The sequence below is a fragment of the Pseudomonas moorei genome, assembly GCF_008801475.1.
Lineage (GTDB): Bacteria > Pseudomonadota > Gammaproteobacteria > Pseudomonadales > Pseudomonadaceae > Aquipseudomonas > Aquipseudomonas moorei.
Genome location: NZ_VZPP01000001.1, coordinates 185375 through 207965 on the forward strand (window position 1 = coordinate 185375; position 22591 = coordinate 207965).

At 61.5% G+C, this 22591-nt stretch carries 20 protein-coding genes and 1 pseudogene; 12 read left to right on the forward strand and 9 right to left on the reverse strand.

What is annotated here, in order from left to right:
- Position 1: 1 nt before the first annotated feature.
- The 5 genes from acsA to F7R06_RS00835 are packed head-to-tail and all read left to right on the forward strand — an operon-like array spanning position 2 to position 5133.
- Entirely contained in the window at positions 2 to 1765 is a 1764-nt protein-coding gene (acsA, locus tag F7R06_RS00815; RefSeq protein WP_090322585.1) for an acetate--CoA ligase, read from the forward strand.
- Positions 1762 to 2745, forward strand: a complete 984-nt coding sequence (pdhA, locus tag F7R06_RS00820; protein WP_090322582.1) for a pyruvate dehydrogenase (acetyl-transferring) E1 component subunit alpha — start codon at positions 1762 to 1764, stop codon at positions 2743 to 2745. Before acsA ends, pdhA begins: the two co-directional genes overlap by 4 nt.
- Positions 2742 to 3743, forward strand: a complete 1002-nt coding sequence (locus F7R06_RS00825; protein ID WP_090322579.1) for an alpha-ketoacid dehydrogenase subunit beta — start codon at positions 2742 to 2744, stop codon at positions 3741 to 3743. Before pdhA ends, F7R06_RS00825 begins: the two co-directional genes overlap by 4 nt.
- Positions 3740 to 4858: a dihydrolipoamide acetyltransferase family protein gene (locus tag F7R06_RS00830; RefSeq protein ID WP_090322577.1), complete on the forward strand. Its 1119-nt coding sequence runs from the start codon at positions 3740 to 3742 to the stop codon at positions 4856 to 4858. The genes F7R06_RS00825 and F7R06_RS00830 overlap by 4 nt, the downstream gene beginning before the upstream one ends.
- An 11-nt stretch (positions 4859 to 4869) precedes the next feature.
- Complete coding sequence (locus tag F7R06_RS00835; protein ID WP_090322574.1) at positions 4870 to 5133, forward strand: acyl carrier protein; 264 nt, start codon at positions 4870 to 4872, stop codon at positions 5131 to 5133.
- A 39-nt stretch (positions 5134 to 5172) separates the two neighbouring features.
- On the opposite strand, the gene F7R06_RS00840 is transcribed toward F7R06_RS00835, so the two are convergent.
- Genes F7R06_RS00840 through F7R06_RS00850 form a run of 3 tightly spaced genes read right to left on the reverse strand, consistent with a single transcriptional unit; the run spans position 5173 to position 9628 of the window.
- Positions 5173 to 7563 carry an exo-beta-N-acetylmuramidase NamZ domain-containing protein gene (locus F7R06_RS00840; RefSeq protein WP_245706700.1) on the reverse strand — a complete coding sequence of 797 codons (2391 nt, stop codon included), beginning with the start codon at positions 7561 to 7563 and terminating at the stop codon, positions 5173 to 5175.
- Entirely contained in the window at positions 7515 to 8783 is a 1269-nt protein-coding gene (locus tag F7R06_RS00845; protein WP_090322569.1) for a putative glycoside hydrolase, read from the reverse strand. Before F7R06_RS00845 ends, F7R06_RS00840 begins: the two co-directional genes overlap by 49 nt.
- Complete coding sequence (locus F7R06_RS00850) at positions 8780 to 9628, reverse strand: polysaccharide deacetylase family protein (protein WP_090322566.1); 849 nt, start codon at positions 9626 to 9628, stop codon at positions 8780 to 8782. Before F7R06_RS00850 ends, F7R06_RS00845 begins: the two co-directional genes overlap by 4 nt.
- A 254-nt stretch (positions 9629 to 9882) precedes the next feature.
- Between F7R06_RS00850 and F7R06_RS00855 the strand changes: the two genes are divergently transcribed.
- Positions 9883 to 10443 (forward strand): nitroreductase family protein, encoded by a 561-nt coding sequence (locus F7R06_RS00855; protein WP_090322564.1) that lies wholly within the window; start codon positions 9883 to 9885, stop codon positions 10441 to 10443.
- A gap of 28 nt (positions 10444 to 10471) precedes the next feature.
- On the opposite strand, the gene F7R06_RS00860 is transcribed toward F7R06_RS00855, so the two are convergent.
- Together F7R06_RS00860 and F7R06_RS00865 are read right to left on the reverse strand one after the other, a co-directional pair.
- Entirely contained in the window at positions 10472 to 11437 is a 966-nt protein-coding gene (locus F7R06_RS00860; protein ID WP_090322562.1) for a ribose-phosphate diphosphokinase, read from the reverse strand.
- A gap of 42 nt (positions 11438 to 11479) precedes the next feature.
- Complete coding sequence (locus F7R06_RS00865) at positions 11480 to 12046, reverse strand: phosphoribosyltransferase family protein (RefSeq protein WP_090322559.1); 567 nt, start codon at positions 12044 to 12046, stop codon at positions 11480 to 11482.
- Between the two features lie 268 nt (positions 12047 to 12314).
- Between F7R06_RS00865 and F7R06_RS00870 the strand changes: the two genes are divergently transcribed.
- Genes F7R06_RS00870 through F7R06_RS00880 form a run of 3 tightly spaced genes read left to right on the forward strand, consistent with a single transcriptional unit; the run spans position 12315 to position 14621 of the window.
- Positions 12315 to 13220, forward strand: a complete 906-nt coding sequence (locus tag F7R06_RS00870) for a universal stress protein (RefSeq protein ID WP_090322556.1) — start codon at positions 12315 to 12317, stop codon at positions 13218 to 13220.
- Positions 13221 to 13255: 35 nt separating this feature from the next.
- The gene (locus F7R06_RS00875) at positions 13256 to 13963 is read left to right on the forward strand and encodes a phosphoribosyltransferase (protein ID WP_090322554.1); all 708 of its coding nucleotides are present in this window, start codon (positions 13256 to 13258) and stop codon (positions 13961 to 13963) included.
- Positions 13956 to 14621: a dienelactone hydrolase family protein gene (locus F7R06_RS00880; protein ID WP_090322552.1), complete on the forward strand. Its 666-nt coding sequence runs from the start codon at positions 13956 to 13958 to the stop codon at positions 14619 to 14621. The genes F7R06_RS00875 and F7R06_RS00880 overlap by 8 nt, the downstream gene beginning before the upstream one ends.
- Before the next feature lie 14 nt (positions 14622 to 14635).
- On the opposite strand, the gene F7R06_RS00885 is transcribed toward F7R06_RS00880, so the two are convergent.
- Entirely contained in the window at positions 14636 to 16003 is a 1368-nt protein-coding gene (locus F7R06_RS00885) for an erythromycin esterase family protein (RefSeq protein WP_090322548.1), read from the reverse strand.
- Positions 16004 to 16277: 274 nt separating this feature from the next.
- Between F7R06_RS00885 and F7R06_RS00890 the strand changes: the two genes are divergently transcribed.
- A complete protein-coding gene (locus F7R06_RS00890; protein WP_090322547.1) occupies positions 16278 to 16922 on the forward strand; it encodes a c-type cytochrome in 645 nt (214 codons plus the stop codon).
- Positions 16922 to 18712 (forward strand): DNA polymerase/3'-5' exonuclease PolX, encoded by a 1791-nt coding sequence (polX, locus tag F7R06_RS00895; protein ID WP_090322544.1) that lies wholly within the window; start codon positions 16922 to 16924, stop codon positions 18710 to 18712. Before F7R06_RS00890 ends, polX begins: the two co-directional genes overlap by 1 nt.
- 47 nt (positions 18713 to 18759) lie before the next feature.
- Here the strand turns inward: polX and F7R06_RS00900 are convergent.
- Both F7R06_RS00900 and F7R06_RS00905 read right to left on the reverse strand, forming a co-directional pair.
- Positions 18760 to 19323 (reverse strand): annotated as a pseudogene (locus tag F7R06_RS00900) (GNAT family N-acetyltransferase).
- Positions 19324 to 19438: 115 nt separating this feature from the next.
- Entirely contained in the window at positions 19439 to 20365 is a 927-nt protein-coding gene (locus F7R06_RS00905) for a universal stress protein (RefSeq protein ID WP_090322542.1), read from the reverse strand.
- Between the two features lie 300 nt (positions 20366 to 20665).
- On the opposite strand from F7R06_RS00905, the gene F7R06_RS00910 reads away from it, so the two are divergent.
- Positions 20666 to 21589 (forward strand): universal stress protein, encoded by a 924-nt coding sequence (locus F7R06_RS00910; protein WP_090322539.1) that lies wholly within the window; start codon positions 20666 to 20668, stop codon positions 21587 to 21589.
- Between the two features lie 48 nt (positions 21590 to 21637).
- Here the strand turns inward: F7R06_RS00910 and fnr are convergent, their stop codons facing one another.
- Positions 21638 to 22384, reverse strand: coding sequence for a fumarate/nitrate reduction transcriptional regulator Fnr (gene fnr / locus F7R06_RS00915; protein WP_090322536.1), 747 nt, complete (start codon positions 22382 to 22384; stop codon positions 21638 to 21640).
- Positions 22385 to 22591 lie beyond the last annotated feature (207 nt).

The window sequence follows — 22591 nt, forward strand, 5'->3', positions numbered from 1 at the left end:
CATGCATCCGCCGCTCATTGAGAAAACCCTGGCGAACTTGCCGTTGACGCCGAATTGGATCGATAGCGTGCAAGCGCGAGAGGCCTTTTCATGGCAGAGCGAAGCTGGCGCTTTGGCTGGTTTGCCGGGAGGCGGTTTGAACCTAGCCTTTGAAGCCGTGGATCGGCACGCGCAGGGCAAGAATCGACTGCATACGGCATTGCGCATTCTTGATCGCAATGGCAGCGGTCGCGACATCAGCTACGCCCAACTGAGCAAACAGACCAACCGTTTTGCCAACGTATTGAACACGCTGGGTGTAATGCCCGGCGAGCGATTGTTTGTGCTCTGTGACCGAGGGCTGGAGCTCTATCTCGGTGTGCTCGGGGGCCTGAAACTGGGTTGCGTGGTGTCGCCATTATTTTGCGCATTCGGCCCGGAACCCATAGAAACCCGCCTGCGTCTTGGCGAAGCCAGTGTGTTGCTGACCAGCGAAAGCCTTTACCGCCGCAAAGTCGCGGCTATTCGCGAGCGCTTGCCGGCACTCAAGCATGTTCTGCTGTATGACGAACGGGGTGGGGAGATAGCGCCTTTGGAAGGGACGCTGAATGTGCATCAACTGCTGGCACAGGCAGAAGAGGCGTTCACCATCGCATCGACAACAAGCGACAGCCCCGCACTCTTACATTTCACCAGCGGCACGACGGGCACCCCGAAAGGCGTGTTGCATGTTCATGGTGCGGTGCTGACCCACCGCGTCACCGGAAAATATGCCTTGGACCTGCACCCCGACGATGTCTATTGGTGCACGGCCGATCCGGGCTGGGTGACCGGGACGTCCTATGGGATTTTTGCGCCGTTGTTGCTTGGCGTCACCAGTGTGGTGGAGGGCGGTGAGTTCGATGCCGAGCGTTGGTACCGGATACTTGAGAAACAACAGGTAACGGTCTGGTATACAGCCCCTACGGCTATTCGCCTGTTGATGAAAGCCGGTGCAGCGCTGGCGCGCAGCCATCGCTTTGCGAGCCTGCGGTTCATTGCCAGTGTCGGCGAACCGCTCAATCCCGAGGCCGTCTGGTGGGGCCAAGAGGTGCTTGGGCTGCCAATCCACGACAATTGGTGGCAGACCGAAACCGGCGGCATCATGATCGCCAACACGGTCGCCATGCCCATCAAGCCAGGCTCCATGGGCAAGCCGCTGCCGGGCGTAGAAGCAGCCATCGTGGCCCGGGGCGACGAAGGGCAATTGGTGTTTCTGGGGGACAACGAGGTCGGTGATCTTGCCTTGAAGCAGCCATGGCCTGCGATGTTCCGAACCTACCTGGGGCAGGAGGAGCGCTATCGTCGCTGCTTTGTCGCAGAGTGGTATCTGAGCGGCGACCTGGTGCGTCGCGATGCCGATGGTTACTACTGGTTTATTGGCCGCAGCGACGATGTCATCAAGTCGGCCGGGCACCTGATCGGTCCGTTCGAAGTCGAAAGCGCCCTCATGGAGCACCCGGCCGTGGCGGAGGCCGCGGTGATTGGCAAGCCCGACCCGCTGCTGGGTGAAACCGTGAAGGCCTTTGTTTCACTGAAGGCCGGTTTCACTGCCAGCCAGGCCCTGCACGACGAGTTGCTTGGTCATGGACGCAAGCGCCTGGGAGCGGTCGTAGCGCCCAAGGAGCTGGAGTTTGTCGAGGCACTGCCGCACACCCGCAGCGGAAAGCTGATGCGGCGTCTGCTCAAGGCCCGGGAACTGGGTTTGCCTGAAGGCGACACGTCCAGCATGGAGCGTCCGTCATGAGCCTGCCACGGCTGGCCCCGGAGTTCGCTCTCGACCTGTTACGGGACATGGTACGCATCCGCCGGCTCGAGGAGCGGGCGGGTGAGTTGTATGGGGAGGGCAAGATACGTGGTTTTCTGCACCTGTACATCGGCGAGGAGGCGGTCGCCGTCGGCGTTCTACATGCACTGGCCGACAACGATGCGGTGGTCGCGACGTATCGAGAGCATGGCCACGCCCTGATCAAGGGGGTTGCAATGAACGCGATCATGGCCGAGATGTATGGTCGCCAGGAAGGCTGCTCGCGAGGGCGTGGTGGTTCCATGCATCTGTTCGATGCCGATACACGATTCTTCGGCGGAAACGCCATCGTGGCAGGTGGCTTGCCCCTGACGGTCGGCCTGGCGCTCGCCGAGCGCATGCAGGGTGGATCGCGCCTGTGTGCCTGTTTCTTTGGCGAAGGCGCGATGGCCGAAGGGGCCTTTCATGAGTCCATCAACCTGGCCGCATTGTGGCAACTGCCGATGCTGTTTTGCTGCGAAAACAATCTCTATGCGATGGGGACTGCCCTGGAGCGTTCACAATCGCAAACCGACCTGTGTGCTAAGGCCTCGGCGTACAACGTCGACAACCGGTCTGTGGATGGCATGGACGTGGTGGCCGTGTATGAAGCAACGTGTCAGGCGGTTGAACACATCCGCGCCGGGCATGGGCCTTTTTTCCTGGAGTTTCGTACTTATCGGTTCCGTGCTCACTCGATGTTCGATCCACAGCTTTACCGGGACAAGGAAGAGGTAGAGCAATGGAAGCTCCGTGGACCGATTCATACATACAGCGCCCAACTCAAGGCAGAAGGCCTTTTGGACGAACCTGGATTTCTGGCGATCCTGGCTCAGGTGGACGCTGAAGTGGAGGCCGCCGTTGCCTTTGCCGAGAGCGGCACTCTGGAACCGCTAGAGGATCTGTCCCGTGATGTGTACACACCGGGGGCGACACCATGAGCATCCGAATGACCTATCGCGAAGCATTGCGCGAGGCTATGCGTGAAGCGTTGCAGCGGGACCCGCGGGTATTTCTGATGGGTGAAGACGTCGGTCGCTACGGTGGCAGCTACGCCGTCTCACTGGGTTTGCTTGAAGCGTTCGGCCCTGAGCGCATTCGCGACACGCCGCTGTCCGAGTTGGGTTTTGTGGGGGCCGGTATCGGCGCGGCTTTGGGCGGCATGCGGCCGATTGTGGAAATCATGACCGTGAACTTCAGCCTGCTCGCCCTGGACCCGCTGATGAATACCGCTGCCGCCTTGAGGCACATGTCCGGCGGGCAGTTTTCCGTGCCCTTGGTCGTGCGCATGGCGACCGGTGCCGGACGTCAGCTTGCAGCGCAACACTCCCACAGCCTGGAAGGCTGGTACGCCCATATTCCCGGGCTGAAAATCCTTGCACCGGCGACCGTCGAAGATGCGCGCGGCATGCTCTGGCCCGCGCTGCTGGACCCGGACCCGGACCCGGTGCTGATATTCGAACATGCCCAGCTCTACAATCTGGAGGGCGATACAGGCGAGTGGGGCGCCGTGGACATCCGTTGCGCCAAGGTACGCCGCGCCGGCAAGGACCTGAGCCTGATCACTTATGGCGGCATGCTCGGCAAAACCCTGGAGGCCGCCGAACAACTGGCCGGGGAGGGCATTGATTGCGAGGTTATCGACCTGCGGGTACTGCGCCCTCTGGATGACAAGACGCTGATGGCGTCCGTCTGCAAGACCCGTCGAGCCCTGGTGGTCGATGAGGGATGGCGCAGTGGCAGCCTGTCCGCCGAGATCATCACGCGGATCATCGAACAAGCCTTCTTCGAGCTGGATGCGCCGCCGGCACGGGTGTGCAGCGCCGAGGTGCCGATACCTTATCCCCGGCATCTGGAAGAGGCGGCACTGCCACAAGTGTCGAGCATCGTTGCGGCGGCGCATGCCCTGTGCCAGGGCCTGTCAGGGGGAGCACCATGATCGAATTCAAACTGCCTTCCCTGGGCGCGGATATGGATGAAGGCAAGTTGCTGGAATGGAAAGTCCAGCCGGGCGATGTGGTCAAACCGGGGCAGGTCATCGCCGTCGTCGATACCGCCAAGGCGGCCATCGACGTGGAGTGCTGGCATGACGGCACGGTTTTGCAACTGCTGATCGATATCGGGGCCAAGGTCCCTGTCGGTACCGCCATTGCCTGGTTGTTGGAACCGGGTGAAAGTGCGCAAAGTGTGCAACGACCAGCGTCGCCCGCGCCGTTGCTGATCGAAGAGCAACCGTCCACTGAGCGGCGCCTGCGGATTTCTCCCGCGGCGCGCAAGCGTGCTGCCGAGTTGGGAATCAGTACCGGTGAATTGAAAGGCCATGGTCCACAGGGCGTCATTACCCTGGAAGACATTGAAACAGCGGCGCGTGTGGCGCCCACGCCTGACCCTGAGCAGGCCATGCGTCGCACGATCGCTGCGGCCATGAGTCGTTCAAAACGCGAGATTCCCCATTACTACCTCAGCAACACGATCGCCCTGGATAACGCCATGGCCTGGCTGCAGGTCCACAATGCGCAAAGCACGCTTCAGGAGCGCCTGCTGCCCAGTGTATTGCTGCTCAAAGCGGTGGCGCTGGCCCTGCGCAACTATCCTCAGCTCAACGGCTTCTGGCGCGACAATGCGTTCACGCCAGCACCCGATACTGACCTTGGGGTGGCCATCACCTTGCGCCAGGGCGGGCTGGTTGCCCCGGTCCTGCATCGTGTGGCCGACACCCCCCTGATTCATTTGATGGGTGAACTGGCCAGCCTGGTAGAACGTGCCCGCAGCGGGTCCCTGCGCAGCTCCGAGTTGGGCGGTGCGGGGATCACGGTCACTCAACTCGGCGATCAGGGCGTGGACAGCGTTTTGGGCGTGATCTACCCACCCCAAGTGGCGTTGGTCGGCTTCGGTCGGATCAGCGAACGGCCCTGGGTAAAAGATGGACAGCTGTGTGTCATGCCGACGGTCATCAGCAGTCTGTCCGCCGATCATCGAGTCAGCGACGGGCATTATGGCGCGCGATTCTTGAGCGAAGTCCGCCGCTTGTTGCAATCCCCGGAGGCTCTTTGAGGAGAGGACACATGGACCGGCAAATGATCCGCAATGAAGTATTGAGTGCCTTGAAGGGCATTGCTCCGGAACTGGAGACCGAGCTGTTGCGTGCCGACAGGTCACTGCGCGAAGAGGTTGATCTGGACTCCATGGACTGGCTTCGTTTCATCGAGGCGCTGAACCGGCGCCTGGGAATTGCCATTGCTGAAAGCGACTACCAGCACGTGGACACTCTGGAGAAGCTCATCAGCTACCTCGAGCAAAAGTCCAACCCCGCGCCAGCGCGCATTTGAGCGGTGCTGGCGAACTGACCGAGTGGTTTCTTCGCGGGCTCAATAACGCAGGTTCTGCTGCCGAAGTCGCGCGAAGCGTGCGAGCGACGCGGCGTCGAGTGCTTGTGCTGCCTGCGGTGTAGCGCCGTCGCGAATGGCTTGCCACACGGTGGGCGAGCCGACCGAATCGCGGGTTGCCGCAAAGTCGAAGGTGTCGCGATAGAGCGCGTGCAGGGTGGCAAGCAACGATAATCCCAGGCTTGCCACCGGCACGGCATCGGCCGCCGGATCGCGGGTGATGCTCACCCCGTGACAGAGCTGACCGCGCCACGTGGCCTCGGTGGGGACGAAATCGACCGGCTCGAAATGCGCGCCAGCCCCAAGCGCATTCAGCGCGGATGCCAGCCGCTTCGCATCGATCCATGGCGCGCCGATCCATTCAAACGGATGCGGTGTGCCGCGTCCCACACTCACATTCGCGCCTTCGAGCAATGCGACATCCGGGTACAAGTCGAGTTGGCTCAGCGTGCGCAGGTTCGGTGAAAGCGGTACCCAACCCAGGCCGGTGTCGGCAAACGTCATGGCGCGTCGGTAGCCCTGCATCGGCACGACGCGCAGGTCCGCGCCAATGTGCTTGTTGCGATTGAACAGGCTCGCCAGCTCACCGACCGTCATGCCGGGTTGCAGCGGCGCCGGGAAGTAGCCGGTGAACGATGGGTGGCGGCTGTCCAGCACCGGGCCGCCGAATCGCTGCGCACCCAGCGGGTCGGGCCGGTCGAGCACGAACAGCGCAATGCCCCGGGCCGCAGCGGCCTCGAGCGCATAGCCGAGCGTCGTCTCATAAGTGAAGAAGCGCACGCCGGCATCCTGGATGTCGAACACTAACGCATCCAGAGCCTGCAGCGATTGCGCCGGGAAGCGCTGCGTGGCGCCGTAGAGGCTGTGTACGGTGAGGCCGGTGGCGGTGTCACGGGTGTCACCGACGCGCTCGTCGACATCGATATCAAGCCCGTGTTCCGGCGAGAACAGCGCTGCCAACCTGACCCCTGGTGCATGGGCAAGTACGTCGATGGTGCGCCTGCCCCGGGCGTCGAAGCCGCTGCGATTGGTGACCAAACCCACCCGCAGGCCGGCGAGCGGAGCAAATTGTTGGGCTTGCAGTACGTCGATACCGACCTGGACCGGGCCCGTGGAAGTCGGCAGTCGAGCGGCGGCCTGCAGCGCCGGCAATGCTGACGGCAACACTTGGCCGATTTGCGCGACGCTTGCCGGCGCGGCGCGGCTTGCTAGCAGCGCGAGCAACTGCGCGCGAAGGGGGCGAGCGTCACCGTGGTCGTCCGGGTACACGCGGTTGGTGAGGATGACAATGAACTGCCGTGTGACCTGATCGATCCACAGGCCGGTACCTGTGTAGCCGGTGTGGCCGATGACACCGATCGGCGGCAGACGGTCATGATTCTGCACGAGCGGTGCGCTCAGTTCCCAGCCGAGGCCGCGCCATGGCGTGGACGCGAGCGCAGAGGCAGGGGCGGCAAGGGCAGCGATGCTCTCGGGCCGCAGAATCCGGGTACTTCCCGCGCGCCCCTGGTTGAGGATCATCTGCGCGAAGCGGGCCAGGTCGTCGGCGGTGGAAAACAGCCCGGCATTGCCGGAAACGCCGCCCATCCAGCGCGCCGTCGGGTCGTGTACGTGCCCGCGCAGGGTGCCGGTGTCATTGGCAAGGGTAGGGGCGCTGCGTGCCGCTCGCGCTGGGTCCGGAAGGAAAACGGTATCGCGCATGCCCAATGGGCTGAAAATGTGAATCCGGCAGTAAGCGTTGAGTGGCAGGTGGGTGATGCGTTCGACCAACTCGCCAAGCACCACGAAATTCAGGTCGCTGTAAATGACCCGCTCGCCGGGTTCGCTACGCAGGCTCTGTGCCGCAATGGCGCTCAACACCGCTTCCCGTCCGGCTTTTGCGGGCCGCGCAGGCAGATCCGCCGGCAGCCCCGACGTATGCGCGAGCAACTCACGCACGGTGACCGCGTTCTTGCGATGCAGGGCAAAGGCAGGCCAATAGTGAGCAACGGGTTTATCCAGATCGATACGGCCCGCTTCGGCCAGCTGCATCACTGCGGTAGTGGTGGCGATGGCCTTGGTCAGCGACGCAAGGTCGAACTCGGTATCCAGTGTCATCGGCTCGGGAAAAGGAAGGGTCGCGCGTTGCCCGAACGCCTGGCGATAGAGCACATGGGTGGGATCGCCGATCAGCACGACGGCCCCTGGCAGGCGTCCGGCGGCGATCTGCCCCTCGACGATCCGTGCGACTTGCAGACGCGCGGGCGCATCGAATTCGACGGCGCCGGCGATTGTCGCGGCCGTCAACAGGCCAACCAGCACGGCCCGGCGTATCAGCGTTCCGATCAACGTTGGGGCAGATCGGCGGCGTCGTAGTGATTGTGTGGGTTCCATAGCATCCATCCATCGGAGTCAGCGGCATCGGCAGCGTTGATCTGCGTCCCGATCGCCGTCGCGTCAAACAGGCGATGATCGAACGCATAGTCACGAAAGGCCTGGAGCCACGGACGAAAACGCACCCCCGGCAGACGGGTGCGATGCATCGCCTCGGCCAGGGAACGCCTGACTATCTGGCCGGGATCGCTCACCGGATCGGTCAAGCCCGGCAGCCCCCATGTGAAGCCCGACGGGTACAGCATCGGCGAAATATAGTCGAGCGGTGCGCCGAGCAATTCGATCTGCTGGCCGATCGCGGTGTCGTCGAAGTTCCAGCAGACGTAGCCGAAGATGTCCGCGGAGACGAAGACGTTATAGGGCGCAAGCCGGGTGCGTGCAGCCTCAAGGAAGCCGACGATCGCCTCGGTCCGATTGGCCCGGGTATTGGCCCGGGCAAAGTGCAGGCCAGTCTTGTCTGGAAAGCGCACATAGTCGAACTGGACTTCATCGAAGCCCATCCGCGCCGCTTCCTCGGCGACATCAAGATTGTGCTGCCAGACGTCCTGCGAAAACGGGTCCATCCATTGCAAATTTTCGCCATCGCGCCAGGGTGTGCCGTCGGCGGTGTGCACGCTCCACTGCGGATGGGCGTCGGCGAGCGGATCGTCCTTGAACACCACGATCCGTGCGATCAGGTACAGGTGTTGTGCGTGCAACCTGGCAACCAGCGCAGGAAAGTCACGCACATGGGGTACGCGCGTGGTTGCGCGAGCCGCCGCGCCAATTGCCTCGCGCGCTGCACTGCGGTAAGGGGTGAGGCCGCGGTCGCCCTTGACGTCAATGACCAGGGCATTGATCACGGTATGGTCGGCCAGGCTGACGGCCCTGTTGCGGAGGGTCGCGCTGGTCACGCCGAACACCGACAGGTAAACGGCTTTCGGGCGAAAGGGGGTTAACGCCAGTGTCACGGACGTTTCGTCGGACACCTTGGCTTCACTGCGCAGATAACCCGGAGCGCGGGCCGCGACGCTTTCGCTCGCGCCATCGATGTCGAATCGCCCCTGCTCGTCGGTTCGCGTTACACCCGCCGAGGTCGTGACGATCGCGCCGGCCAATGGATCCCGGGTACTGGCGTCGAGTACGACGCCGCTGATGGCCAGGGCCTGACCCGCCAGCAGGGCGGTGAAGACAAACAACGCCGGGATCACCCGAGGCTTCAACAGGCGCGGCAAGCTCATGGTGAGTTCCCCGTTGCGGACACGGGCGGGGTGTCGGGTTCACCGAGCAGGCGGGCGAACGCTTTTGCGCCGTAGGCGTCGGTCATCAGAAAGCGCGGCAGTGCCAGCAGCCGTGCGTGCCGGTCGGCCTTGCGGGCGTCCAGTGTCAAGCCGACGGTATAGCCTTCGGCTGTGGCGAGGCTGATCAACTCGTCATCGTAGATACCGAACGGCCAGGCGAGCATGTCGACCTGCGCACCGGTTTGCGCTTCGAGACGTTGCCGCGATTTGCTCAGTTGCATGCGGACAAATTGCTGGAAATCCGCCGGCGTGCGCTGTCGACGCTCGACCTTGAAATTGGGATGCCAGAAGGTGTGCGACTGGATGTCCACCAGCCCGGTCTGTTTGAGGGCACGCAATTGCCCCCAGGTCATGGCATAGGACGAATTGGATATCGCCGACGGGTAGATAAACAGCGTGACCATGAACCGATCGCGCAGCAGCACCGGCAGCAGTTTTTCGTAGACCGAACGGTGCCCGTCGTCGACGGTGATCACCACTGGCTTGGGCGGTAGCGTTGCATCCGGGGTGCGCAGCCAGTCGACGACCTCGCGCAACTGCACGATCTGGTAGCCATGCTCGCGCAGGACACGCAATTGGGCTTCGAAGGTGCTCATGCGCACGGTCATCGAGTCATCCGCCGAGTCCGAAAAACGGTGGTAAACCAGTATCGTCACACGCGGCTCGACGCGCTGCACGGCGCTGTCGGCTCCCCAGGCCAGTGCGCCGATGCACAGCAGCGCGACGCCCATCAGCCACCGCAGCGTAGCCCTGCCGTGGCGATGCAGCCTGAGTTTTACGCACATGTCAGTGCTCCTGCGCGAGTCATTTCCACCCGCATTGCCCCTCTCGCGAAAGCGTGCCTGGCGTATTCAGTGTGCAGCGCGCGCACAGCGTCCTTCTGATGCAGATCAAATTCGTACGAGGTCGTCTCGCACTGCCGTGGGCGAGACTTCGGACGAAACGAAAGGCCGGTTCAGCGTTGAATTGATCTAAATCAACAGCAGGTGCCCATGCCTGGCCGACTTTATGGAACGACCCCATTTTGTGGTACGCATTCATGAACATTGACCAGGCCATTTCCGGACGGCGCTCGACGCGCGAATACACGACTGAAGCGGTTGATGAAAAAATCATTCGTCGTTTGATCAATGCCGCCGTCCTGGCGCCCAGTGCGGTAAACCAGCAACCCTGGACGTTCACGGTGATTCGTGACCAGGAACTGCTGGACCGGATCTCCCGTGAAGCAAAGGCCTACATGCTCGCAACAATGTCGGCCGGCCCGCACTCCGGGCACTTCCATGGGTTGCTGACGGACGAAGACTTCCAGATTTTCTACCACGCGCCAGTGCTCATCCTCATTTCTGGAAATATGCCGGGCCAGTGGATCGTCGAAGACTGCTCGCTGGCCGCCGAGAACCTGATGCTTGCCGCGTATGCCGAAGGGCTGGGTAGCTGTTGGATCGGTTTCGCTCAAGGCTTTCTCAATACGCCGCAGGGCAAGAAGACCCTCGGTCTGCCTGCCGAGTGGACGCCAGTGGCGCCCATCATCGTCGGCTATCCGGAGACCAGCCCGGTGCCTGTTGCGCACAGGGAGCCGGTGATTCGCTGGATGGGTTGATCTTCACGGCCAAGCCCGATGCACCTGCCTAATCGCATTCAAATGCGCCATTTTCCGCGAGCAAAGTGGCGATCAGGGCGGTGCTGTCGATGACGTGCACGTGCTGCTTCACACAATCGGTAGACAGGCGAAATGGCGGTATGCCGTCAGCAATCGCAATGTGCTCGAACAACGGCGGGTCAAACAGCTGCTCGCCATTGGTGAACAAACCATGGGTGGCGGCGGCGAATATCCGCGCCGCCCCATCTCTTTGGCAGGCAAGGCCGGCACGTTTGAGCGTTTCACCGGTGCTGATCAGGTCGTCGAACACAATGGCGGTCTTGCCCGCGACGTCGCCGACCAGCAGGGTGCCCGTCAACGTCATGTGAACACGGTGTTTTTCCATCAACGCACTGCCCACCGGACGCCCCAGTTGTCGTTCGAGGGCCTGGCGAAACTGCTCGGCGCGCTTGGCGCCGCCGGAGTCCGGGGATACCGCCACCACATCGGCATCACCGACATGCCTGGCGAAGTGACGGGCGAACAATTCTGCACACTGCACGTTCCGCGCGGGAATACGAAAGGCATTGTCGAACGCCGCCGGGTTATGCACTTCCAGCGCCATCAGACGATCGATGCCGCAGGCTTCAATCAGGGTCGCCACGTAACGCGTGATCGTAGGGTCCTGTGGTTGGCTGCGGCGATCCTTGCGTCCGTAGCAAAGGTAAGGCGTAACGACTTGCACATGGCGAGCGCCGGCATCCTTGAGCGCACCGCAAAAAAACAACAGGCGGCACAGCTTGTCGTTGGCGCTCTGCCGGTCATCCCCATACAGGGAATGGAACACCACAACCTCGCGGCCGTTAACCGAATCGAGCGGCCGGCATTTATGCTCGCCATCTTCGTAGTCGCGCTCCTCATGGAGCGCCAGCGCGCAGCCCAGTCGCTGCGCGACAGCGGTTGCGTAGTCCTCACTGCCTTGCAGAGCGAAAAGAAGCGGGCGATGGCTGAGCATGGTTTGGCTCCTTTGAGGCTCATCGAACGAACAGTCGCGCCGTCATCGGGCGGCACCATGACGCCAGACCTCAATGCAGAACTCCGTTTCATAGGGTGGGACATGGCATTCGACGATGTCCCGGGCGGCAACTTGCAGATGCACGCCGACAATGTCGGCACGGATTGGCTGCTGGCAGACATGCCGGTCGACCAGAATTGCAGTGTAGACCCGACGGGCCCCGAGTTGCGCCAGGTACGCGCAGGTACGCAGCAGCGAATGGCCTTCGAACAGCACATCATCGACCACCAGCAAGGTGGTGTTGGCGAGGTCCAGTTCACCCAGCATCGGGTTCTCGGTCAATTCGGTGTGTGCGTGCAGCACCTTGAGATCGTCGGCATAGCGCTTGACCTTCAACGGGTAGACCGGCAGCTCCGGTTGTCCGGTCAGGCGCGATAAATGCTGCTGTAAACGCTGTGCCAGAGGCTCGCCACGGCGCTGGATACCAATCAGTGCCGCTTGAGTGGGCGGCAACAAGGCCGCGGCCTGGCGGGCCATCGCCTGCAGTACGCCCTCGAGTTCTTCGCTGTCGTACAAGCGCAAGCGCTGACTGGCAATGTGAGGCGACATGACCATCTCCTGACGGGAACCGATTCGTTTTCAACTTAGTACCCTTCGATCCGGCCCTATTGATATTGATCAAGTACGCTGAAATGACACTCGCCACCATTCCTCCAATGCTCGGTCTTGCGCGGGGATTTGACATTAATCAACGCCATGAAGACTTCAACGGAGGAACCTGAATCCACGCTGGTGGCTGATCCGGCGCAGGCGTCACCGTCGGCCCGGGCAACGGGGCAGTGGTGGACGTCGAGTCCCACCTGGCTGGAGTCAAACCATGAGTCAATATCAACGCCTGTTGCTGATCATCAACCCGGCCCTGCGCCATTCCCCAGCAATAAAGCATGCTGCCGCCCTGGCCAGGGCCAGCGGCGCGAGCCTGCATATCGCGGCGTTCGCAAAGCCGTTGGACATTCTGTTACTGCTCGAAGAAGGCGTGCGGGAAAAAGCCCGGGAAAGTTACCTCCAGGACCATCGTGACTGGCTGAAGAACCAGGTCGCGAAGCTCCAGGCACTCGGCGTCGAGGTGACGACGGAGGTGACTTGGGCCGACGATGTGCAGCAAGACATCCTCGACCACGTCAGGGAAATGCGACCCGACCTGTTGATCAAGGAAGTGCAGCACGAATCCGTGCTCAAACGCGCATTCTTCACGCCCCTGGACTGGCACTTGTTACGCCACTGCCCGATACCGGTCTATCTGGTGGGCGGCGCGACCCATGCGTTGCCGCGCAAGGTCGTGGCCGCGGTTGACGTGTCCAATACAGCACCCGCAAACGGCGAGCTGAATGACCGGATCATTCAACAAGCCAACCAACTGGCGCTGCAGTGCGATGCCGAGTTGCACCTGTTGTATGCCTGCGATCTGACCCCGGGCTATCTGGCGGACATGGGCAGCCTGTCGGCGTCGGACATCACCGAAGAGCTGCGTTCGACCGAGGAAAAAGCGTTCCTCAATCTGGCCGCTCGCTATGGCGTACCCTCCGATCGTCACCATTTCATCCTTGAGCATCCCGTCGCTGGGCTGAGTGAGTTCGTCAACAAGCAGCACGTGGATGTGATCGTGATGGGCAGGGTTCAGCACCATGGCCTGGAGAAGCTTCTGGGCAGCACGACCGAACATATCCTGTATCAGGTGCCCTGCAGTGTTCTGGCGATCTGGAACGGTCCAGACCCTGTGTAACCCACCCCAGGCGTCATCGCCGGTGGAGGTATTCCATGACTCAAAGTCCCTCATTGCAAACCACTTTGCAGGACCGCAGCGAAGCCGGTCGTCGTCTGGTGGAACCGCTGTTCAAATACGCGCATCGACCCGATGTCATCGTCCTGGCCTTGCCCCGTGGCGGCGTGCCGGTCGCCTATCAAGTGGTCAAGGCCCTGGATGTGCGCCTGGACCTGATGCTGGTGCGCAAGCTGGGCGTGCCGTCCAACCCTGAGTTCGCCATGGGCGCCATTGCCAGTGGCGGTATCCAGATCCGCAATGAAGAAGCGCTGCGGGCACACCCGGTTTCCCCGGCCGCATTCGAGGCGGTGGTGGCGCGTGAAACACGCGAATTGCATCGGCGCGAGCAACTGTACCGGGGCGCCCGGCCACCCTTGCAGCTCAAGGGGCAGGTGGTGATCCTGATTGATGACGGCCTGGCGACGGGCGCCTCGATGATGGCGGCGATCCGCGCGGTGCGCCTGCAGGCACCGGCTCGCATCGTCGTCGCCGTGCCGGTTGCGCCACTGGAAACAGTGGAGACGCTGAGCTTCGAAGTCGACGAGGTGATCTGCCCGCTCATGCCGGAATGGATGATGTCGATCGGATATTGGTACTTGAGCTTCCCCCAGACCTCGGATGAGGAAGTCATTGATCTGTTGCAGCGGGCCTGGCAGCGAGAAGCTGCCAGCGGCTCTTCCTCACGGGAGCCTATCGATGACTGAGCCTCAATCTCGACAGCTGGAATTGCAAGATGTTGAGTTATCCGCCGATTTGCGACTGCCGCCGCATGCTGAGGGTCTGGTGATCTTCGTTCATGGCAGCGGCAGCGGCCGTTTGAGCCCGCGTAATCAGTTTGTCGCAGAGTCGCTGGCCAGGCGGGGACTGGGTTCGCTGTTGTTCGACCTGCTGACGGAGGCGGAGCAACGCCTGGATAACCTCACTGGCCAGCTGCGTTTCGATATCGATTTGCTTACCGGGCGGCTGGTGGAGGTGATCGACTGGGTAGGCCGGGACCCGGAGTTGCGCTCGCTGCGCATCGGTCTGTTCGGTGCCAGCACCGGTGCGGCGGCGGCGCTGTTGGCTGCCGCCGCGCGCGCCGACGTGGTGCATGCAGTGGTCAGCCGGGGAGGGCGAACCGACCTGGCGGAGGCGGCATTGTTGCAAGTCAGGGCGCCGACCTTGCAGATCGTCGGCGCATGGGACCCGATGGTGCTCGAGTTGAACCAGCGAATCAGTCATGTCTTGCGCTGCGAGCAGCGTCTGGAAGTGGTGGCGGGCGCTACGCATCTTTTCGAAGAGCCCGGAACCCTTGAGGAAGTCGCCAGGCTGGCTCGCGACTGGTTTGGAACGCATCTGCAGCGTCGCCATCCAAAGGCCTGATGAACCTTGATCCTTCACACGCCAAACGGAAAGGTTTCGTCTTCGGGTTCGAGGGTCTGGCGCCTTGGCAGTGGCAGCGCCGTGACCGGTTGGGTCTGTTCAATCCAGATCATCGCGTCAAACTGTTCGACCAGCATCGCTTCGAAATAGTGACTGGCGCGTTCGGTTTCGGGGCGGTAAATCACTCCGATGGCGCGCTCCAGCAATGGTTTGGACAGCACCCGGCGCAGCGCCGTGCGCTGAGGGTCGCGCCAGTCCGTCAACGACGCCGGCACGCCGGCCTTGAGGAACTGATGCTCCCAACTGTCCGGGCGAGACGGCCGAATGTCCTTGATGAGCATCTCGCCGTCCCAGTCGTCGGCCGCGGCGACCTGGCCGCGATCGGTGCTCATGCCGATCAGCACCACGTTTCGGCCAAAGGCGCTGCGGCATAGCTGGCCGATGTTGAACTGACCCTTCCAGCCCATTTCCGTGGCTGCCGCATTGCCGATATGGGAGTTGTGGGCCCAGACCACGGCTTTGGACTGCGGGCCGCGATGCTCGAGCAATGCCTGCAAGGTGTCAAACATATGCCGGTCACGCAGGTTCCAGGAGGCGGTCGAGCCTCGATAGATCGCCCGGTAATACTGTTCGGCCGCCTGCACCACCCGGGCGTTTTGCGCCGCGTTGAAAAACGCCTCGTCGTCCTTGATGTCCCCGGCCAACTGTTCGGCAAGCATGGCGTTGAGCTGGTCGATGACCGACTGTTCACAGGGCATCAGGCCGCCGCGTTCGACGAAGTGACCGTACAGCGCCGGGTCATCCTGCCAAGGGGTCAGGCAGCCATAGCGGCGCCGGGCTTCGTGGGCCAGTTGCGGGTCGACACCGTCGAGATAAGCCAGCACTTCATGAATCGAGTTGCGCAAGCTGTAGACGTCCAGACCGCGGAATTCGACGCGACGTTCCGGGGCCTGCTGATGGTTGTAGTGATGCAACCAGTGGGCGAATTCCTTCACCTCGGCGTTGCGCCACATCCAGGTCGGGAATCGGCTGAAGATGTGGCGCTTCCAGGCCGTGGGGGCCAGCCCCCGGACATAACGATCGACATGGCCTGCATCCGGCCAGTCGGCCTCTACGGCCACGATGTTGAACCCGTGCTGCTCAATCAGCCGTTGGGTGATGGCTGCGCGGGTTCGATAAAAGTCGCGGGTGCCATGACTGGCTTCACCGATCATCACCACACGGGCATCGGCGTAGCGATCGAACATTTCACCAAAGGCCGGAGCGTCCAGTTCCGGCAGCGGCTCGGCGTATTGGCGCAGAAGCGGCGTGATGGCGGCATCGTCGATGCGCCGCAGCGAGCCATCCAATGAGTCCAGCAGGTCTTGCGAGGCTGTGTTCATGACCGTCATCCCCTTAAGAGTGGGTTAGCCTGCCGGCAGAATCATGCCGGGCGTCCAGGCTCGGCCCAGCGAGGCGTTTCAACAGCTGATTGTTTATTCCTACACCCTGATTCGGAGGGAAAATTGAGATTCGTCAATAAAGGCTGCAACGGCTTGGGAGAAGGTGTCTGGATCAAGCATTCGCAGACCGCCCGATAGGCCCTGAGCGACAGGTGGTGTTCCGAATGGCTTCCGGACAGTTGGACGCAGGGCATAGACCATGGGAGCCACCGCCATGAAGCGTACTTTGCACCAGGCACACTGGGTTCTTGCCCTCTGCGTAGCGATGCTCACGGGTTGTACCCATTCGAACGAGGAGGCCGGGCAAGGCACTTCGCCCATGTCCGGCATCGCCATGGCGGACCAGGTGTGCGCCCAGTGCCATGGACTGACGGGCGAGTCCATCTCACCGACGTTTCCCAAGTTGGCCGGCCAGCAAAAGGAGTACCTGAAATTGCAACTGGCTGACTTCAAGAACCATGGACGCAGCGATAAGACCGGCACTCAGTACATGTGGGGTTTTACCCATTTGACGCCGACCCAGATCGCCGAACTGGCGGACTATTTTTCGACCCAGAGCCCGATGAAGGCTGATGCCGATACGCCGGATGCGCGGGGTGAATTGATCTTTCGCCAGGGTGTGCCTGGGGCGGGCATTGCTCAATGCAGTGCCTGTCATGGTGCTCAAGGTCAGGGCGGTGGCCAGGTGCCGCGCCTGGCCGGTCAGCATGCCGCCTACCTGATGGGGCAGATCAGGCTTTTTCAACGCACCGAACAGCATCCCCGGGGCGACCTGACCCAGCAGGTTGCTCATGCGCTGGCGGATGAGGACGCCGAATCGGTCGCTCATTACCTGGCGTCGCTGGGGACGAAGAAATAATGCCTTTTGCACCACCGGTGCCCGCCTTGCAGCCTTCGTCGCCGCAGGCCAGGCGTCTGATGGGCAATGACGAGATTGCCGCGATTTTTGACGACATCGCCGATCTGTTGGACATCGAGGACGCCAACCCCTTCCGGATCCGCGCTTACCGTAATGCGGCGCGGACCTTAAGAGCGTTGTCCTTTGGCCTGGCGCCGCTCATCACCCGCGGTGAATCGCTGCCCAAGCTGACGGGTGTCGGCGTCGATCTGGCCGGCAAGATCAATGAAATTGTCGTCACCGGCGATTGCGCCCTGCGCCAGCGGTTACAGTCGGCAGTGCCGCCCGGACTGGTCGAACTGCTGTCCATTGCCGGTCTGGGACCCAAACGGGTCAAGCACCTCTACCACGACCTGGGAATCGCAACCGCGCAGCAGTTGTGCCAGGCCGCTGAGCAGGGGCGTATTCGCCATCTGCCCGGCTTCGGCGAAAAGCTGGAAGCCCGGTTGTTGAAAGCCGTGCAAGAGGGCCTCGCAAAGGAACGTCGTTGGCCCTTGGCGTTCGTCGAACCGGTGGCTCAAAGGATGACCGAGTACCTGCGGCAGATGCCCGGTGTCGAGATTGCAACGGTCGCCGGAAGCCTGAGACGCCTGCGCGACACCATCGGAGACATCGATATCCTCGTGGCTGCCGGGCCGTCTGTGGACGTCAGTGGGCATTTCATCCGCCATCCGGACGTGACCCGTGTGCTGGCCAAAGGGCGCACGCGTGCCAGCGTCCTCCTGGGTTCTGGCCTGCAAGTGGACATCCGGGTGGTCAAGCCGGGGGCCTATGGTGCGGCACTGGTGTATTTCACCGGCAGCAAGGCGCATAACATTGCGATTCGGCAGCGGGCCCAGAAGCAGGGCCTGAAACTCAATGAATATGGCGTGTTCAAGGCCAGGGAATGCGTGGCCAGCGCCACCGAGGATTCGGTTTATCGGGCATTGGGTCTGGTGTGGATCGTACCGGAACTGCGCGAAGGTCGAGGCGAGGTCGAAGCGGCGCTGGCAGGTCGTTTACCCGGGCTGATCGAGTTGAACGACCTCAAGGGTGACTTGCATGCCCATACCCGTGCTTCGGATGGCCGCAACAGCCTGGAAGAGATGGCGTGTGCGGCCCAGGCGGCCGGGCTGCACTACCTGGCGATTACCGACCATTCCCGTTCCCTGAGGGTGGCCCATGGTCTGGACACTGACCGGTTGTTGCAGCAAATCGACCAGATCGACGCGCTCAACGCCCGCTTGCAGGGCATGACCTTGCTCAAGGGTATCGAGGTCGACATTCTCGAGGACGGCAGCCTGGATTTGCCGGACGACGTTCTCGGCCGCCTGGACCTGGTGGTGGGCGCCGTCCACAGTCATTTCAGCCTGTCATCGCGGCAACAAACCCGACGCCTGCTAAAAGCCATGGAGCATCGCTACTTCAGCATTCTGGCTCACCCGCTGTGTCGGCTGATCAATGAGCGCGCGCCGCTGAACATGGACCTGCCGGCTATCATCAAGGCCGCTTCCGCCCGTGGCTGCTGCCTGGAGCTCAACGCGCAGCCGCAGCGCATGGACCTGTTCGACATCCATTGCCAGTCCGCCAAAGAGCAGGGCGTGCTCATCAGTATCAATTCGGATGCCCACCGCAGCGCTGATTTTTCCTGTTTGCGCTACGGCGTCGCCCAGGCCCGTCGTGCCTGGCTCGAAAAACAAGACGTACTCAATACCCGCTCGCTGAGTGAGCTCAAGACGTTTTTACGCAATGGCGGCAACGGGGTGATCTGAACGATCAAGGCTGATCAGCAACCCGGGCCAAACGGAGCCCGGGATGATTACAGGTACAGGAGATGAACGACCTTGCGGGTCTCGAAAGGATCGTCGCGCGTCTCGAAACCCAGGGATCTGGCCAGGGCGCGCATGGGTGCGTTGCTCGACTCGTCGACCGCGTAAATGTGGTGGAAGGCATTCTTGCGCGCGGCGGTGATCAAATGCTCCATCAGTAGCGTACCCTACCCCAGTTGCTTCCATTGTTCGGCGACTGTCACGGTGCATTCGCATTTGTGCACGCCCGTTGCGCCATAGCGGCTGACGCCGATCTCGATCAGTTGGCCATCCTCGTGGACCAGGGCGATGTACGCCATGCGCTGTTTATTTTCGTTGTCCACCCAGCGTCCCGGCATGGCTTTTTGCGGTTCGTTGCCCCGCGCGAGAAAACGCATGTGCCGGGACTCGGGCGCCAGGCGTTTGATGAAGGCGTATTCACGTTCGCGGTCTTTATCCGTCAATTGCCGGATCAACACGTGACGACCATCGCGCAGGGTTTCGATCCAGTATTGGCCAGTGACTTTGGCATAGGCATCAGCGGCCCGATACGGATGATTTTTGGCAGTGAACATCGGGCGATCCTCCGTCCGGTAGCAAAGGTGGGCGCGTCGTGATGAACGACGCTGTTCACTTCTTTCTACACCGTTGGCCGCTGGCGAACATGATCTGGATCAGAACTGAACACTGTCAATCAGCCAATACCTGCGGCGAAACCACCCAGATGCTGCACGGCAGCTTGTACAGCAAATGTTCCACCGTACTGCCCACCAGGCGGCCCATGCCGCGATGGCCGACACGGCCCATGACGATCACGTCGATGTCATAGGCATCGGCGTAGCTGGCAAGAACCTTGGCCGGATCGCCCATGATCATGTGCTGGTGCTCAGGGGGAATGCCGTTGCGTTCGGCCAGTTCGTGGAAGGCATCGGCCTGCGCATCGAACAGGGTCTTGGCTTTATTCGAAGAAAAAAACGCCGAAGCATTATCGAAGCCGAATTCGTCGGCGCTGATGGAGGAAAGGTCATGGGCGTAGATCACATCGAGCTCGGCGTTGCAGGTACTCGCCAGTTTCGCCGCCTCGTGCAGGATCCGGTCATTGAAATTCTTGTACTGACCGTCGCGGTGAAACGGGTCGACGGCGGCGACGATCCGGCGCGGCAAGTCGTGATGTACATGGCTGACATAATGCAACGGCACCGGGCATTCGCGCAGCAGGTGGATGTCCAGGGGGGTGAACATCAGGCGTGACAGCAGCGACTCGTGCTCCAGGGCCTTGATCAGCAAGGCCATCGGCTGCTCTTTGATATGAATGAGGATTTCCTGCAAGGGTCTTTCCACCCAGACCACTTCGGTGGTGACGGGGATGCCGATTTTGCGCAACGGACGGGCCTGGTTCTCCAGCCATTGGCGATGACGTTCGACGTAGTCAATGCGCATCTGCTCGCGCGACTCGTCATTGGTCATGCCGGCGCTCGCCAGACCTTCCAGGTAATCGAACGCCACGATGTGCAGTGCCGCACCCGAAGCCTTGGCCAGCGCAGCGGCCCGGTCGAAAGCCGGTGTGATTTCCATCTGGTGCGAAACGACCAGCATGAAACGTGGTTGATCAGGCATGGCACATCTCCCGTCGATAATGGCGTGGACGCTGTTGTGCGCAATGGCAATGGCAATGGCAACGGTGCGTCAGCGCAGTGGAACCCGTCTTTATCCTGCGGCAGGCTCTGGAGCGGGGCTTGATCTTTGTCAAACAGAGATGGCAATGCCAATGGCGCCCGACCTGCGGTGACACGCAGCCTGTCCAGTCGCCTCGTGCCCGGTTGATCGCGGCTAACTGACAAATATCAAGTCGGTTGAACGTGGCGCGCTCATTCTGGAGGCCTGTTCCATATCATTGCCCGCGTGCCGAGGTGTTCCATGTCGCAACTCCAGCGCTTACTGTTGATTGCTCCCGCCGCCATGACCCGTACACCGGCATTCGACCGGGCTGCCGCCTTGGCCCATGCCATGCAATTGCCCTTGCACATTGTGGCGTTTGATTATGTCCAGGCCCTGGCGGTGGCCGGCTTTTTTGCCCCTGAGCAGATCAGCCAGGCCGTTGAAGGCTATCTGCAAACCCATCGGCAATGGTTGACGGAGCAAACCGGGTCGATGAGCAAGCTCGGCATCGAGGTCACCTGCGAAGTGGTGTGGGTCCAGCACCCCTACGAAGAGATTGTGCAATTCGTCAATGAGATGTCGCTGGTGATGATCGTCAAGGATGCGCAGGAAGAACCGGCCTTGAAACGGGTGTTCTTCACGCCGCTGGATTGGCAACTGTTGCGCGACTGCCCGGTACCGGTGCATCTGGTGACCCATTCGCTGAATCCGCGCCCTCGCAATGTGTTGGCGATCATCGATGTGCTGCGCAGTGAAGAGCAGGATCATGAATTCAACGATCAGATCATCGACGCCGCCGTGAAACTGGCCGAAGTCTGTAATGCCCGGCTGGAACTGCTGCATGTGTTTGACTGGACGTCTTTGTACACCCAGGACATGGGCTTTGGCGCACTGCCGCTGGCCACCGGCATTTATGAAGCGTTGGGCGCCGCTCAGCAGGATGCGTTTGCGGCGATCGCCGAACGCCATGGCGTACCACCCGAATGTCGCCATTTCATGGAGGGCATGCCAGTGCCGAGCATTTGTGAGTTCGCCGCCGAGCACGACTCGGATGTCATCGTCATGGGCACGGTTCAGAACAAGGGACTGGACAAGCTACTGGGGACCACGGCCGAGCAGTTGTTGCATCGGGCGCCGTGCAGTGTGTTGGCGATCAAGCCTGGCCGGATGTTGCAATCCTGAGCAATGGGGTGCGATGAGTCGTGTGGTGATGCTATGGGCGAGCGGGAATCAGCAAGGAGCCGGTCGATGGCAGCCCACGACCAGTTGCTTGAGTCCTTCCATATTCTGGATCTTGACGTTGCGGCCAGTGATTGCCACCAGGCCCTGATCGCGCAGATGGGCGATGCCGCGACAAACGGTTTCCAGACGCAGCCCCAGGTAGGAGCCGATTTCCTCGCGGCGCATTTTCAGGACAAAGTCGGTGGACGAATAACCACGGGTGTACAAACGTTGCGACAGGTTGAGCAGGAAAGCGGCCAGCCGCTCGTCCGAATTCATGTTGCCCAGCATCATCAGCATGTCGTGATCACGCACGATTTCCCGGCTGAGGATTTTGTTCAGGTTGTGTTGCAGTGAGGGCAGCTCATGGGCGAGCTCTTCCAGATGCGCAAAGTGGATGGGGCAGACCTCACTGTCCTCCAGGGCAACCGCATTGCACGCATGCAGGTCGGTGCTGATGGCATCCAGACCGAGCATTTCACCGGGAATCTGGAAGCCGGTGACTTGCTCGCGGCCATCGACCGACAGCACGCTGGTCTTGAACGAGCCGATTCGCACGGCATACAGCGAGCGCAACGGGTCGCCGGTGCGGTACAGCGCGACGCCTTTTTTGACCTTGAAACGTTGCACGATCAAGGTGTCCAGGCGTTCAATTTCCTCGCCGGTCATGCCAATCGGCAGGCACAACTCATGCACGCTGCAGCTGGAGCATGCAGCCTTGAGGTAGTGATTGTGCAGGGGGCGGGCTTCCGGCATGAGAGATGACGCCTCAGTGGATCTACTAAGCATAGGCCCCAGGACTTCGGGCGCGCGCCTCAATCGTACGTCGGCCGATGTTATCGACCAACGGGAAACGTCCTTGCGCATTTCTACCGGAGCAGTGGCCTGGGTATCTGATGTAAATCAAGTCTCAAGCGATCCAGGCTCGCAGAATCGATAAAGGCCTATCAATGGGCCGGGCTG

Coding starts and splice junctions, on each gene's coding strand:
- acsA (WP_090322585.1), top strand. CDS start 2: ATGCATCCGCCGCTCATTGAGAAAACCCTGGCGAACTTGCCGTTGACG.
- pdhA (WP_090322582.1), top strand. CDS start 1,762: ATGAGCCTGCCACGGCTGGCCCCGGAGTTCGCTCTCGACCTGTTACGG.
- F7R06_RS00825 (WP_090322579.1), top strand. CDS start 2,742: ATGAGCATCCGAATGACCTATCGCGAAGCATTGCGCGAGGCTATGCGT.
- F7R06_RS00830 (WP_090322577.1), top strand. CDS start 3,740: ATGATCGAATTCAAACTGCCTTCCCTGGGCGCGGATATGGATGAAGGC.
- F7R06_RS00835 (WP_090322574.1), top strand. CDS start 4,870: ATGGACCGGCAAATGATCCGCAATGAAGTATTGAGTGCCTTGAAGGGC.
- F7R06_RS00840 (WP_245706700.1), bottom strand. CDS start 7,563: ATGGAACCCACACAATCACTACGACGCCGCCGATCTGCCCCAACGTTG.
- F7R06_RS00845 (WP_090322569.1), bottom strand. CDS start 8,783: ATGAGCTTGCCGCGCCTGTTGAAGCCTCGGGTGATCCCGGCGTTGTTT.
- F7R06_RS00850 (WP_090322566.1), bottom strand. CDS start 9,628: ATGTGCGTAAAACTCAGGCTGCATCGCCACGGCAGGGCTACGCTGCGG.
- F7R06_RS00855 (WP_090322564.1), top strand. CDS start 9,883: ATGAACATTGACCAGGCCATTTCCGGACGGCGCTCGACGCGCGAATAC.
- F7R06_RS00860 (WP_090322562.1), bottom strand. CDS start 11,437: ATGCTCAGCCATCGCCCGCTTCTTTTCGCTCTGCAAGGCAGTGAGGAC.
- F7R06_RS00865 (WP_090322559.1), bottom strand. CDS start 12,046: ATGTCGCCTCACATTGCCAGTCAGCGCTTGCGCTTGTACGACAGCGAA.
- F7R06_RS00870 (WP_090322556.1), top strand. CDS start 12,315: ATGAGTCAATATCAACGCCTGTTGCTGATCATCAACCCGGCCCTGCGC.
- F7R06_RS00875 (WP_090322554.1), top strand. CDS start 13,256: ATGACTCAAAGTCCCTCATTGCAAACCACTTTGCAGGACCGCAGCGAA.
- F7R06_RS00880 (WP_090322552.1), top strand. CDS start 13,956: ATGACTGAGCCTCAATCTCGACAGCTGGAATTGCAAGATGTTGAGTTA.
- F7R06_RS00885 (WP_090322548.1), bottom strand. CDS start 16,003: ATGAACACAGCCTCGCAAGACCTGCTGGACTCATTGGATGGCTCGCTG.
- F7R06_RS00890 (WP_090322547.1), top strand. CDS start 16,278: ATGAAGCGTACTTTGCACCAGGCACACTGGGTTCTTGCCCTCTGCGTA.
- polX (WP_090322544.1), top strand. CDS start 16,922: ATGCCTTTTGCACCACCGGTGCCCGCCTTGCAGCCTTCGTCGCCGCAG.
- F7R06_RS00905 (WP_090322542.1), bottom strand. CDS start 20,365: ATGCCTGATCAACCACGTTTCATGCTGGTCGTTTCGCACCAGATGGAA.
- F7R06_RS00910 (WP_090322539.1), top strand. CDS start 20,666: ATGTCGCAACTCCAGCGCTTACTGTTGATTGCTCCCGCCGCCATGACC.
- fnr (WP_090322536.1), bottom strand. CDS start 22,384: ATGCCGGAAGCCCGCCCCCTGCACAATCACTACCTCAAGGCTGCATGC.